At 55.5% G+C, this 13,470-nt stretch carries 10 protein-coding genes and 1 pseudogene; 4 read left to right on the top strand and 7 right to left on the bottom strand.

The window, feature by feature from the left end:
• Positions 1-262 precede the first annotated feature (262 nt).
• Together HX778_RS03765 and mdtD are read left to right on the top strand one after the other, a co-directional pair.
• A complete protein-coding gene (locus tag HX778_RS03765) occupies positions 263-961 on the top strand; it encodes a FadR/GntR family transcriptional regulator (protein WP_176981322.1) in 699 nt (232 codons plus the stop codon).
• A gap of 30 nt (positions 962-991) precedes the next feature.
• Entirely contained in the window at positions 992-2,386 is a 1,395-nt protein-coding gene (gene mdtD / locus HX778_RS03760) for a multidrug transporter subunit MdtD (RefSeq protein WP_038477269.1), read from the top strand.
• On the opposite strand, the pseudogene rbsR reads toward mdtD, so the two are convergent.
• The 7 genes and pseudogenes from rbsR to kup all read right to left on the bottom strand — a co-directional run bounded on the left by rbsR (position 2,383) and on the right by kup (position 10,303).
• Positions 2,383-3,374 (bottom strand): annotated as a pseudogene (rbsR, locus tag HX778_RS03755) (ribose operon transcriptional repressor RbsR). The gene mdtD and the pseudogene rbsR sit on opposite strands and share 4 nt — an antisense overlap.
• A gap of 3 nt (positions 3,375-3,377) precedes the next feature.
• Positions 3,378-4,307, bottom strand: a complete 930-nt coding sequence (gene rbsK / locus HX778_RS03750) for a ribokinase (protein WP_176981321.1) — start codon at positions 4,305-4,307, stop codon at positions 3,378-3,380.
• Positions 4,308-4,375: 68 nt separating this feature from the next.
• Positions 4,376-5,263, bottom strand: a complete 888-nt coding sequence (gene rbsB, locus HX778_RS03745) for a ribose ABC transporter substrate-binding protein RbsB (protein ID WP_176981320.1) — start codon at positions 5,261-5,263, stop codon at positions 4,376-4,378.
• A 27-nt stretch (positions 5,264-5,290) separates the two neighbouring features.
• Entirely contained in the window at positions 5,291-6,256 is a 966-nt protein-coding gene (rbsC, locus tag HX778_RS03740; RefSeq protein WP_038477281.1) for a ribose ABC transporter permease, read from the bottom strand.
• Entirely contained in the window at positions 6,253-7,767 is a 1,515-nt protein-coding gene (rbsA, locus tag HX778_RS03735; RefSeq protein WP_038477284.1) for a ribose ABC transporter ATP-binding protein RbsA, read from the bottom strand. Before rbsA ends, rbsC begins: the two co-directional genes overlap by 4 nt.
• 10 nt (positions 7,768-7,777) lie before the next feature.
• Positions 7,778-8,197: a D-ribose pyranase gene (gene rbsD / locus HX778_RS03730; protein ID WP_038477287.1), complete on the bottom strand. Its 420-nt coding sequence runs from the start codon at positions 8,195-8,197 to the stop codon at positions 7,778-7,780.
• A gap of 237 nt (positions 8,198-8,434) precedes the next feature.
• The gene (gene kup / locus HX778_RS03725) at positions 8,435-10,303 is read right to left on the bottom strand and encodes a low affinity potassium transporter Kup (protein WP_038477290.1); all 1,869 of its coding nucleotides are present in this window, start codon (positions 10,301-10,303) and stop codon (positions 8,435-8,437) included.
• Positions 10,304-10,527: 224 nt separating this feature from the next.
• Here kup and ravA point away from each other — a divergent pair, with 224 nt between their 5' ends.
• Positions 10,528-12,021, top strand: a complete 1,494-nt coding sequence (gene ravA, locus HX778_RS03720; RefSeq protein ID WP_176981319.1) for an ATPase RavA — start codon at positions 10,528-10,530, stop codon at positions 12,019-12,021.
• On the top strand, positions 12,018-13,469 hold the full coding sequence (gene viaA, locus HX778_RS03715) for an ATPase RavA stimulator ViaA (protein WP_176981318.1): 1,452 nt from the start codon (positions 12,018-12,020) through the stop codon (positions 13,467-13,469). Before ravA ends, viaA begins: the two co-directional genes overlap by 4 nt.
• Position 13,470: the final 1 nt, after the last annotated feature.

The following is a 13,470-nucleotide window of genomic DNA, read 5'->3' as shown; positions in this document are numbered from 1 at the left end:
AAGCGTTTATTTTCGCTTTCATCTGACTGACTACCGGGTTGTTAAGCCGCTTTCGAAGCCGCTTTGCCGTGTCAGTGGAGGCGCATTATAGGGAGTTCTCAGAGCCTGACAACCCCTAATTTGAAAAAACTTTCTGACCGCATTCTTTTTCACCAACGGCGCGCAGAAAGCCAGCAATATCGGGATATTTGCTGCATAAATCACCGCAAAATCACTGCCGGTGGCATACTAAGGCAAGAAATACTGCTAAAGGAATTGCGTCATGTCTTTATCCACTCAACAACTTGCCGCCCAAAAAAACCTTTCTTACGTGCTGGCAGAGAAATTAGCCCAAAGAATTCTGAAGGGAGAATATGCCGCAGGAAGCATTCTTCCGGGCGAAATGGAGCTGGGTGACTTATACGGCGTCAGCCGAACCGCCGTTCGCGAAGCCGTAAAGACGCTTGCCGCTAAAGGTATGCTGCTGCCCCGCCCACGGATTGGCACTCGCGTTATGCCTCGCAGCCATTGGAACTTCCTTGATAAGGAACTGATAGCCTGGTGGATGACCAAAGATAACTTCAGCCATGTAGTAGAAGAGTTTTTAATTATGCGTAATAGCCTGGAGCCACAGGCCTGCGCGTTAGCCGCGATTAATAGTAATGAAGCGCAGCGCGCAAAGCTGGCCCAGCTGATGGCGCAAATGACCGAACTTCAGCACACCTTTGACCGGCAGCGGTGGATTGAGGTGGACATGGCCTACCACGAAATTATCTATGAAATGAGTGGTAACCCTTTCATGACATCTTTCGCGAACTTATTCAGGTCGATTTATTACAATTACTTCACCGCGATTACCGATAACGAAGTCATTAAGCTCGATTTGCATCAGGCGATTGTTGATGCCATTACTCAGGGAGAGGAGCAGGCCGCCTTTAATGCCTGCGTGGCGCTATTAAAGGAACCCGTCGCTCATCGGTAGTCTAAGGCGCACTTAACCTTCAGGATAATAATGACGAAAACAGCACGCAGCATGGCCGGCCTGCCATGGATAGCCGCAATGGCTTTCTTTATGCAGGCGTTGGATGCCACCATACTTAATACCGCGCTTCCGGCAATAGCCCATAGCCTCAATCGCTCGCCGCTGGCCATGCAGGCCGCCATTATTAGCTACACCCTAACCGTTGCGATGCTTATCCCGGTAAGCGGTTGGTTAGCCGACCGCTTCGGCACACGGCGGGTATTTATGCTGGCCGTTAGTCTGTTTACTCTCGGCTCCTTCGCCTGCGCTATGTCCGGGTCGCTAACTCAGCTGGTCATCTTCCGCGTGATTCAGGGGATTGGCGGGGCAATGATGATGCCGGTAGCCCGCCTGGCGCTGCTTCGGGCTTATCCGCGCAGCGAATTACTCCCAGTGCTCAACTTTGTCACCATGCCCGGCCTGGTCGGCCCCATTATTGGCCCGCTGCTCGGTGGCGTGCTGGTGACCTGGGCAAGCTGGCACTGGATCTTTTTAATCAATATCCCGATTGGCATTCTGGGCCTGCTGTATGCCCGCAAATACATGCCCAATTTCACCACGCCGAAGCGCAGGTTTGATATGAGCGGCTTCCTGATGTTTGGCGCGGGCCTGGTTCTGATCTCCAGCGGGGTTGAGTTATTTGGTGAGCGCATTGTCGCCAGCTATATAGGAATGCTGGTTATCCTGGGCGGTATTTTACTGCTGCTGGCGTATGTCTGGCATGCTCGCCGCGTTCCAACGCCGCTTATTCCCCTTCCTCTCTTTAAAACGCGCACCTTCTCGGTTGGCATCGTCGGCAATATAGCCTCGCGCCTCGGTACCGGCTGCGTCCCTTTTTTAATGCCGCTCATGCTGCAGGTCGGTTTTGGTTATTCAGCGCTACTGGCTGGCTGCATGATGGCGCCGACCGCCGTAGGTTCACTGCTGGCCAAATCGACGGTGACTCAGGTACTGCGCTGGCTGGGCTATCGTAAAACGCTGGTGGGGATAACAGTGGTCATCGGCCTGCTCATTGCCCAGTTCTCACTACAGTCGCCGGGGATGGAAGTCTGGCTGCTGATCCTTCCCCTCTTTATATTAGGGATGGCGATGTCGACGCAGTTTACGGCCATGAACACCATCACTCTTGCCGACCTGACGGATGAGAACGCCAGCAGCGGTAATAGCGTGCTGGCCGTAACTCAGCAACTTTCAATCAGCCTTGGGGTTGCGGTGAGCGCGGCGGTGCTGCGTGCATGGGAAGGTGTTGAGAGCGTTAATACCATCGAGCAGTTCCACTACACCCTCTTGACGATGGGTGCGATAACGCTGGTCTCTTCGGCGGTATTTCTGCTGCTGCGCCCAAAAGACGGGCGCAACTTAATAAAAGAACGTCACAAGTCTTAAACGGACCTTCGTTCCACCAGCTCTGGCGTCAGCAGTAAACGCTGCTGCGCCAGATCGGGCTGCCCCATCCGGTGGATCAGCACATCCACAGCCAGTTCGCCGAGCTCATCTTTAGGCTGATGAATGGTCGTCAGCGGCGGCGTCATGTAGCGAGCAAGTCAATATCATCGTAGCCAATCACCGCCATATCCTGCGGCACGCTAAGGCCAGCCTGATATAAAGCATGGTAAGCGCCCACGGCCATCGCGTCATTGCCCATAAATACTGCATCTGGCCTTTCCTTGAGCGTGAGCAGCTCGCTCATGGCGCTAAACCCGCCCTGAAACTCAAAGTCACCGATAATTTCATAGCCCGGGAGGATAGCCAGCCCGGCCTGATCCATGGCTTTACGGTAGCCTTCAAGGCGCAGCCTGGCCGGCGTTTTGTCCTGCGGCCCGGCAATGCAGGCAATGCGGGCATAGCCATTGTCGATCAGATGCTGCGTGGCCATTTCCCCGCCGAGCAGCGAGTTATCCTGAATCACATCGCTCAGCCCCTCAAACGGAGCCCAGTCCATCATTACGGTAGGGATAGTCGGGTAGCGGTTGATGATTTCAGGCGAAGGCTGATGTGTTTCGGTGCACAGCAGCAGCAATCCATCCACGCGCTTTTGCAGCAGCGTTTCCAGATTTCGGTTCATGCGATGCTCATCGCCTTCGGTATTGCACAGCACCAGGCTGTAGCCGCGCTCAAAGCAGCTGCGTTCAACGCCGCGAACCAGTTCAGAATAGAACGGGTTGCTACTCGCTGTGATCAGCATGCCGATAGTATGGGTTTGATTGAGCTTTAAGCTTCGCGCCAGCGCAGAAGGGGCATAATTCAGAGTTTTAACAGCTTCCTCTACCTTCTGGCGAATAGCATCGCTCACGAAGCGGTCATTATTAATGACGTGCGAAACGGTAGAAGTAGAAACGCCCGCCAGGCGGGCGACGTCTTTCATGGTAGCCATAGCTTACCTCTGCTGTTGCAGAAACTCGTCAATCTCCTGACGCCACGGCACGGAAGGCTGGGCGCCTTTACGCGTTACGGCAATCGCGGCTGCGGCATGAGCGAATCTCACGGCGTCTTCCATCGGCTTATCTTCCAGCAGCGCGGTAACCAGCGCGCCGTTAAAGGTGTCGCCGGCAGCAATAGTATCAACAGCTTTGACCTTAAAGCCCGGCACGCGTTTGCCGCTGCCATTTTCGCTGAGCCATACGCCACGGCTGCCGAGGGTGATAATTACCGTGTCGATCCCCTTCCCGTGAAGCACTTCAGCGGCTTTGGCGGCATCTTCGTCGCTCTCAACGCGCACGCCGGTCAGCTTTTCCGCCTCGGTTTCGTTCGGGGTGATCATATCCAGCAGCGCCAGAAGCTCATCGGAGAGTTCACAGGCCGGGGCCGGATTAAGAATAACTTTGGTCTGGTGCTGATGGGCAATTTTCGCCGCCGCCAGCACGCTTTCGAGCGGAGATTCCAGCTGCATTAATAAAGCAGAAGCTTCGGCGATTTTCTGCTGTTCCGCCTCAACCAGCCCAGGAGTTAAGGCCGCGTTAGCGCCAGCGTGGATCCCAATAACGTTTTCACCTGCGCCATTGACGAAAATCAGCGCGACGCCGGTGGCTTCATCTTTAATCGTGCTGATTGGCGAAGTATCAATGTTATCACTGGCAAGCTGCTTACAAACTCGGCTGCCGGTATCGTCATCACCCACACAGGCAATAAACGCGATGTCGGCCCCGCTACGCCCGGCCGCCACGGCCTGGTTCGCGCCTTTACCGCCGAACGCCACCTGATAGCCCTGCCCGGTGACGGTTTCGCCCGGGGTTGGGAAATGTTCGAGGTTGAGGATGTGGTCAGCGTTGATGCTGCCCAGAACGACGAGTTTGCCAGTGCTTTTCATATCTTGATATCCAGTTTGAGTGCGCCACTCATTGCTGAGCGGCGCGATGCCCTGCTTTTCTTTGCGTCTTATTTGGTGATCAGTTTCAAGTCGACCGGGATTTTCGCATCCACTTTCTCGCCTTTCAGCACTTTATCGGCGGTTTCCACACCGATAACGCCGATCTGGTCAGCCATCTGGGCAACAGTCGCGCCCAGCTTGCCGCCTTCTACTGCCTTCACGCCGTCGGCCGTACCGTCAAAACCAACGACCAGTACATCAGATTTACCCGCGGTTTGCAGCGCACGCAGGGCACCCAGTGCCATTTCATCGTTCTGAGCGAATACCGCCTGAACGTTAGGGTGCGCGGTCAGCAGGTTCTGCATAACGTTCAGACCTTTAGTGCGGTCGAAGTCAGCCGGCTGGCTCGCCAGCACGTCAAGTTTATGTGCGGCAACGGCCTGCTTGAAACCTTCGCCACGCTCACGAGCAGCGGAAGCGCCTGCAATACCCTGCAGTTCAATGACTTTCGCGCCTTCACCCAGTTTCTTAGCGATGAAATCACCGGCCATTTTCCCGCCGGCAACGTTATCAGAAGCAATGTGGCTCACCACGGTACCCTGGTTTGCGATACGGTCGAGGGTAATCACCGGGATTTTAGCCTGATTTGCCATTTTAACGGCATTACCCACCGCGTCGGAATCGGTTGGGTTGATCAGCATAAGCCTGGTGCCGCGAACGGTTAAGTCCTGCACGTTAGCCAGCTCTTTCGCCGGGTTGTTTTGTGAATCCAGCACCACCAGGTTGTAGCCCAGCTTGTCGGCCTCTTTCTGCGCGCCGTCTTTAAGCGATACGAAGAACGGGTTGTTCAGGGTAGACACCACCAGCGCGATGGTATCTTTTGCCATGGCGTTAGCGCTTACGGTGGCGCTCAGGGCGACAGCGGAAACCAGGGTAGCCAGTTTTTTCATATTCATAGTCAGATGTCCTGTAGGGTTATGGTTTTACTGCTTTTTATTGTCCACCAGCACCGCCAGCAAAATAACCACCGCTTTGACGATCATCTGGTAATAAGAAGAAACACCTAATAAATTCAGGCCATTGTTCAGGAAGCCGAGGATCAATGCCCCGATAAGCGTACCGACAATGCGACCTTTACCGCCTGCCAGGCTGGTACCACCCAGCACGACCGCCGCGATAGCATCCAGTTCGTATCCCGCACCCGCCGTAGGCTGCGCAGAAGAAAGACGCGCGACTTCGATGATCCCCGCGAGCGACGCCAGCAGACCACACATAGAGTAAACGATGATTTTCACTTTGTTGACGCTAATCCCGGACAGGCGCGTCGCCGCTTCGTTCCCACCGAGCGCATAGATATAACGCCCCAGGCGGGTATGGTGCAGCATGTACCATGCGGCCAGGAAGACAACAGCCATAATCCAGACCGGCGTTGGGATCCCCAGCGGACGGCCAATACCGAACCAGCCAAACAGGTCTGCATTGTCCGAGAAGCCGGTATTCATCGGGCTGCCGTTGGTGTAAACCAGCGTCACCCCACGCAGCAGCAGCATCATCACCAGCGTGGCGATAAAGGCCTGAACTCGCCCTTTCGCAACAATCACCCCGGTCACGGCGCCAATAGCAGCCCCCAGAGCCAGCGCGGCGGCAACGGCCACCAGCGCATTAACCTCAAAGCCAACAATAGAGGCGGCCACCGCCCCGGTCAGCGCCAGAAGAGAACCGACGGACAGGTCGATCCCGGAGGTCAGAATGACCAGCGTCATCCCCACCGCCATAATGGCGTTAACCGAGGTTTGCTGCAGGATGTTGAACAGGTTATTCACGGTAAAGAAGTTCGGGCTCAGCGCTGAAACAATCGCAATCAGCACCAGCAGAGCGATCAGCGATTTTTGCTCCAACAGCCACGCTTTGGTGAACCAGCGACGGGTGGACACGGTCTGGGTACTCATTTATCTAACTCCTGATTCACTCGATTAAGCTTACCAACGGCCGCGGCCATCAGCGCCTCCTGGGTAGCGTCTTCTCGGGAGAACTCCCCGCTCAGTCGCCCTTCGTGGATAACCATGATGCGGTCGCTCATGCCCAGCACTTCCGGCATCTCGGACGACACCAGAATGATGCTCAAACCCTCGGCTTTAAACTGGTTAATTAACTGATAAATTTCTTTTTTCGCCCCAACGTCAACGCCGCGGGTTGGCTCATCGAGGATCAGCACTTTCGGACGGGTCATCAGGCCACGCGCGATGGCGACTTTCTGCTGGTTGCCGCCGGAAAGCAGGCCAATTGGCTGCTCCATAGAAGGCGTTTTGACGTTAAACAGGCGAATGAAATCCTGCACTGCCTGCTGCTCATCTTTATGCTTCAGGCTGCCAACGTCGCGGCTGAAATAGCGCAGCGCGGTCAGCGACATATTCTCTTTCACCGACATGCCCAGTACCAGGCCATCGCGCTTGCGGTCTTCGGAGATGTAAACGATGCCGTTTGCCAGCCCGTCCTGCGGAGAGCGAGTCACCACTTCGCGACCATCCAGCGCCACATAGCCGCCGGTTCTCGGCAGCGCGCCATACAGCACCTTCATGAGTTCGGTACGCCCGGCACCCATCAGTCCGGCCACGCCGAGGATTTCGCCCTTGCGCAGCGTGAAAGAAACCTCTTTCACGCCGGGGCCGGACACGTTATCAACCCGCAGGCGAATGTCGCCCGGCTGTTTGTCCAGATGCGGATACTGGTCTTCAAGCTTGCGGCCAACCATCATTTCGATAAGCGTGTCTTCGGTGAGCGCGGAGACTTCACGCTCGGCGATAAACTGCCCGTCGCGTAGAACGGTCACGTCGTCGCAGACTTCAAAGATCTCTTTCATGCGGTGGGAGATGTACACGATGCCGCAGCCCTGAGCCTTCAGCTCACGGATGACGCGGAACAGCGACTCGGTTTCGGTGTCGGTCAGCGCATCTGTCGGCTCATCCATGACGATGACTTTTGACTCGAAGCTCAGCACCTTGGCTATTTCGACCATTTGCTGATCGCCAATCGACAGTTCGCCTACCAGGCGCTCGCTGGTGTAGCGTAAATTCAGCTTCGCCAGCAGCTTGTCGGCTTCCCGGTACATCTTCTTCCAGTCAATTTTGCCAAAACGCCCGACAAACTCGCGGCCAAGGAAGATGTTTTCCGCAATGCTGAGCTGCGGGATGAGATTAAGTTCCTGGTGAATAATCCCGATGCCGGCTTCCTGGGAGGCTTTTGGCCCGCTGAAGGCCGTTTCTTTCCCAAGCCACAGCAGCGAACCGGCATCTTTGGAGTAGATCCCGGTCAGGACTTTCATCATGGTGGATTTGCCGGCGCCGTTTTCACCCACCAGCGCCATGGCACGACCCTGATAGACGTTCAGCGCCGCGCCAGAGAGGGCTTTCACCCCAGGGAACGATTTATCGATCCCTTTAAGTTGCAGTAAAGGTTCCATACTGGCCTCCTCAGAAGGTTACGCCAGCACAGAGAATGATATTCGCATACGGGGAACACTCCCCGCTGCGAATAACCGCATGTGCATCCGCGGTGTGCTGCTTGAACTGCTCATGACTGATGTAACGAATAGTTATGGTGTTTCCCTGGTGTTTTTGCAGTTGCTCAATGTGACTGAGCAACGTTTCGTGAAGCGCGGGATTATGTTGTTTGATTTCAGAAGCAATGATTGCCGCCTCAACCTGCATTTCCTGAGTTACCACGTCCACGACCTGCATAAAGCCCGGAACGCCGTGAGTCAATGCCAGATCGATGCGCTGAGTATTGCGCGGAATTGGCAGCCCGGCGTCGGCAATCACCAGCGTATCGGTGTGCCCCAGACGGGAGATAACGGCCGAAATATCAGCGTTAAGAACGGTACCTTTCTTCATTTTCCTGCTCCACTAGCGAAACGTTTCGCTGACAATGAGTGTAGGAAATGAGATGGCGGTTAAACAACCACCAGGTTAAAGAAGTGTGATCAACATCGAAACGTTTCGCTAATAAACGCAAAACGGTACCTGAGTACCGTTTTTAGTGTTTACTCCCTCTCCCTGTGGGAGAGGGCCGGGGTGAGGGGATCATGCCGAATCGTTCCTGAGATCTGAAACCAGCACTGATTCGCTAACTTAAATCTCGACCTGGGTGCCCAGCTCGATAACCCTGTTCGGCGGGATCTCAAACTGGTCAGGCGCACGTAGAGCGTTTCGCTGCAGGGCGAGGAACAGCTTGCCGCGCAGGCGGAGATACCACGGACGCTTGCCGATAATCAGCGACTCGTGCGACATGAAGAACGATGTTTCCATCATCCGGCAGCTCAGTCCCTCAAGGCCACAGCGGTGGAAAATCTCTTCCACGTTCGGCGTTTCACGCCAGCCGTAGCTTGCCACCACGCGCCAGAAGGTTGGCGACAGCTGCTCAATGGAAACACGACGCACGTTGTGAACGTACGGCGCATCTTCGGTACGCAGGGTCAGCAGCACCACTCGCTCATGCAGCACTTTGTTGTGCTTGAGGTTATGCAGCATCGCAAACGGAATCACGTTCAGAGCGCGGGACATATAGACCGCTGTGCCCGGCACGCGAACCGGCGGCGACTTCTCGAGCGAAGCAATCATCGCTTCCAGAGAATTACCGTGCTCGTGCATGCGGCGCAGCAGGCGGAAGCGCTCGCTCTTCCACGTCGTCATAATGGTAAACATGACGAGGCCCAGCGTGAGCGGCAGCCAGCCACCGGAGACGATTTTCTCGAGGTTAGCCGAGAACAGCGGCACGTCGATAAACAGGAAGCCCACGCACATCAGGAGCACGGCAATTTTATTCCAGTGCCAGTTTTTGCGCGCGACGGTACAGCAGAGGATCGAGGTCAGCACCATCGTGCCGGTTACCGCGATGCCGTAAGCAGCCGCAAGGTTGCTTGAGTGTTCAAAGCTAACGATAACAATCACCACGGCGATATACAGGATCCAGTTAATCGCTGGAATGTAAATCTGCCCGGACTCCATTTCCGAGGTGTGGATGATGCGCATTGGCGATAGATAGCCCAGACGAACCGCCTGACGCGTCAGCGAGAAGACGCCGGAAATAACGGCCTGAGAGGCGATAACCGTGGCCAGCGTTGCCAGAATCAGCAGCGGGATCAGCGCCCAGTCAGGCGCCAGCAGGAAGAACGGGTTTTTAATCGCTTCCGGGTTCTTCAGCAGCAGCGCGCCCTGGCCAAAATAGTTAAGGACCAGAGAAGGCAGAACCGCAATAAACCATGCGATGCGAATCGGGAGCTTACCGAAGTGCCCCATATCGGCATACAGCGCTTCAACGCCGGTTATCGCCAGCACCACCGCACCGAGAGCAACGAACGACACCGTTTTATACTGCACGAAGAAATTCACCGCCCAGGCAGGGTTAAGCGCCTGCAGGACTTCCGGGTTGCCGATAATACTGCGCGCGCCCAGGACGGCGAGCGTCAGGAACCACAGCAACATCACCGGAGCAAACAGCTTGCCCACCATCCCGGTGCCGTGCTTCTGAATCATAAACAGCAGCGTCAGAACAATAATAGAGAGAGGGACGATGTATTGGTCCAGCTGCGGCGCGGCTATCTCCAGGCCTTCTATGGCCGACATCACCGATATCGCCGGCGTGATAACCACCTCGCCGTAGAAGAAGCTGCCGCCAATCAACCCCATGATTACCAGCACCGAGGTCATGCGGGCCGTCGTATTGCGCCCGGCCAGAGACATCAGCGTTAAGATCCCGCCTTCCCCGGCATTATCCGCACGCATCACAAAGGTGAGGTATTTAATGGAGACGACCAGAACCAACAGCCAAAAAATTAACGACAAAAAACCAAACACGGCGTCGCGTTCAACGCCAAACCCAAACTGCCCGGACAGGCATTCACGAAGGGTATAAAGCGGGCTGGTACCTATATCACCGTACACAACCCCGATAGCAGCCAGCGTAACGGCCGGCAACGATTGTTTATTATCAGCGCTCATAGACTAATCTTTTGTTGGAATCCCGAAAACGTGTGCTTAGTCCCTTGGCCCACAAAACGGCGCACAGTATGCACGATAATTGTGTAAATCGTACTCCTAAATGCATTTGACTTATCCCAGCTCAAACGCTGCATGCGGCATAATCAGCACATTAACTGGCTAAAAATAAACGCTATACTCGCGTTCCTCCACAGGGTTAACCGCGTAAGGATGCAAAGCTAATTATGGCTCAATCACATTTGCTGGCTGAAAGAATTTCTCGTCTCAGCCAGGCGCTGGAAAAAGGACTTTTTGAGCGTCAGCACGCCGTTCGCCTTTGTTTGCTGGCGGCGCTCAGCGGCGAGAGCGTCTTTTTACTTGGCCCGCCGGGCATTGCGAAAAGCCTGATCGCTCGCCGTCTTAAGTTCGCTTTCCGCGAAGCGCGCGCCTTTGAATATCTAATGACTCGCTTCTCAACGCCAGAAGAAGTTTTTGGTCCGCTTTCTATTCAGGCCCTGAAAGATGAAGGACGCTACGAGCGCCTGACCGCAGGCTATCTGCCGGAAGCCGAAATTGTGTTTCTGGATGAGATCTGGAAAGCAGGCCCGGCGATTTTAAATACCTTGCTGACCGCCATTAACGAACGCCGCTTTCGCAACGGCGCCAGTGAAGAAAAAATCCCGATGCGCCTGCTGGTGGCCGCGTCCAACGAATTACCCGAAGCGGACAGCAGCCTGGAAGCGCTGTATGACCGCATGCTGATTCGTCTGTGGCTCGACAAGGTGCAGGACAAAGGCAATTTCCGTTCGATGCTCATCAGCCAGCACGACGAGAATTTTAATCCGGTTACCGAAAGCCTGCAGGTTACCGATGAAGAATATTTCAGCTGGCAGCAGCAAATTGGCAGCATCGCGCTGCCGGAGGACGTTTTTGAACTTATCTTCACCCTGAGACAGCTGCTTGAGGCCACGCCGGGGGCGCCTTATGTTTCTGACCGCCGCTGGAAAAAAGCCATTCGCCTGCTGCAGGCCAGCGCCTTCTTTAACGGCCGCGATACCGTGGCACCTATCGATCTTATCCTGCTGAAAGACTGCCTGTGGCACGACACGGCGACGATGAATTTAATGCAGCAGCAGATTGAAGTTTTGATGACCGGACACGCGTGGCAACAGCAGGCTATTCTCAGCAAACTCAGCGCTATCGTGCAGCGGCGCCTTCAGCTCCAGCAGCAAAGCAGCGACCGGGATGCCTTTACCGTACTCAAACAGACCGGCATGTTCAGCCGCAAACCGCAGTATCAGCTACCGGATGAGATAACCGGCGAAACGCTGACGCTTTTACTGCAAAAGCCGCTGAAACTGCACGATATCGAAGTGATTCATATCACCCTTGCACGTGAGGCGCTGGCTCAGTGGCTTAATAAAGGAGGCGAGATCCGCGGTAAGCTCAATGGGATTGGCTTTGCGCAGCTGCTTAATCTGGAGGTAGACAACAGCCTGCACCTGACTATTCGCGATGTCAGCCTTCAGGCCACCCGGCTTGCGCTGCCGGGCCACCAGCAACAAGGCGTGCCTGATGAGATCAAAAAGCAGTTCGACGATCTTGATGCTGCGCTTCACCAGCAGCACGAGCGCTTTAACGATCAGCAAAAGTGCCTGTTTATAGAAAGCGACTGGCTGGGGAAAATTGAAGCCAGCCTGCAGGACGTGGCCGCGCAGCTGAAACAGGCGCGGCAATGATAAGCGTTGAAACGCTGGATATGATCCTCGCCATTGGTGAAGGTGAACTGATAGAAGAAATAATCATTACCCTGCTGGCTGCGCCGCAGCTGGCGGTGTTTTTCGAAAAATTCCCGCGTTTGAAAAAAGCAGTTAGTGAAGACTTACCTCGTTGGCGAGACCAGCTCAAAGGCCGCCTGAAGGACGGCCATGTCCCGGATGAGCTGGCGCAGGAAGTCCTTTGCTACCAGCAAAGCCAGCTGCTCAGCACCGGGCAGCTTATTACCCGGTTGCCGGAGATTATTCAGCTGCTGCACAAACTCGGCTCGCCGTTCTATGAGCAGGCCAAAACGCTGGTGGCCGAGAACCCGCACTTCACCCCGGCGCAGCATACGCTGTTTCTGCAGCGCTGGCGGCTAAGCCTGGTTGTACAGGCCACGTCGCTTAACCAACAGCTGCTGGAAGATGAACGCGATAAACTTCTGGCCGAGATTCAGGCGCGGCTGGCGCTCAGCGGGCAGCTGGACCCGGCGCTGGCGGAAAACGACAAGGCCGCCGGCAAGCTGTGGGATATGAGCGGCGGCGCCCTGAAGCGCGGAGATTATCAGCTGATTGTGCAATACGGTGAGTTTCTTACCGGCCAGCCGGAACTGATGCAGCTTGCCGAGCAGCTGGGGCGCTCTCGCGAGGCGAAATCCGTGCCGCGTAAAGATTCCCCCACCGAGCCATGGCGTATGCTGGTCCGGGAGCCAGCCACCGTCCCTGAACAGGTTGATGGCCTGCAGCGCAGCGACGATATCCTGCGTCTGTTGCCGCCGGAGCTGGCAACGCTGGGCATTACCGAGCTGGAGTTTGAGTTCTACCGCAGGCTGGTGGAGAAGCAACTGCTCACTTACCGCCTGCACGGTGATTCATGGCGTGAAAAAATTATCGAACGTCCGGTCGCCCATCAGGATTTTGACGAGCAGCCCCGCGGGCCATTTATTGTCTGCGTGGACACTTCCGGCTCAATGGGCGGGTTCAACGAACAATGCGCCAAAGCCTTTTGCCTCGCGCTGATGCGTATTGCCCTCGCCGATAACCGACGCTGCTTTATTATGCTGTTTTCCAGCGAAGTCGTGCGCTATGAGGTGAGCGGGCGGGACGGGATCGATCAGGCGATCCGCTTTTTAAGCCAGCATTTCAGCGGTGGGACGGATCTGGCCAGCTGCTTCCGTTCAATCCTGGAGAAAATGCAGACCGGAGACTGGCACGATGCCGATGCCGTGGTTATCTCTGATTTTATCGCCCAGCGCTTGCCGGATGATGTCGTCAGCAGCGTGAAGGCGCTGCAGCGGCAGTATCAGAACCGTTTTCACGCCGTCGCTATGTCGGGGCACGGCAAGCCCGGCATCATGCGCATTTTCGACCATATCTGGCGCTTTGACACCGGGATGAGAAGCCGCCTGCTGCGTCGCTGGCGGCGCTAAG

It is taken from the genome of Cedecea sp. P7760 (assembly GCF_013386425.1).
GTDB classification, from domain to species: Bacteria; Pseudomonadota; Gammaproteobacteria; order Enterobacterales; family Enterobacteriaceae; genus Cedecea; species Cedecea selenatireducens.
This window is presented reverse-complemented; position numbering and strand designations above follow the sequence as displayed.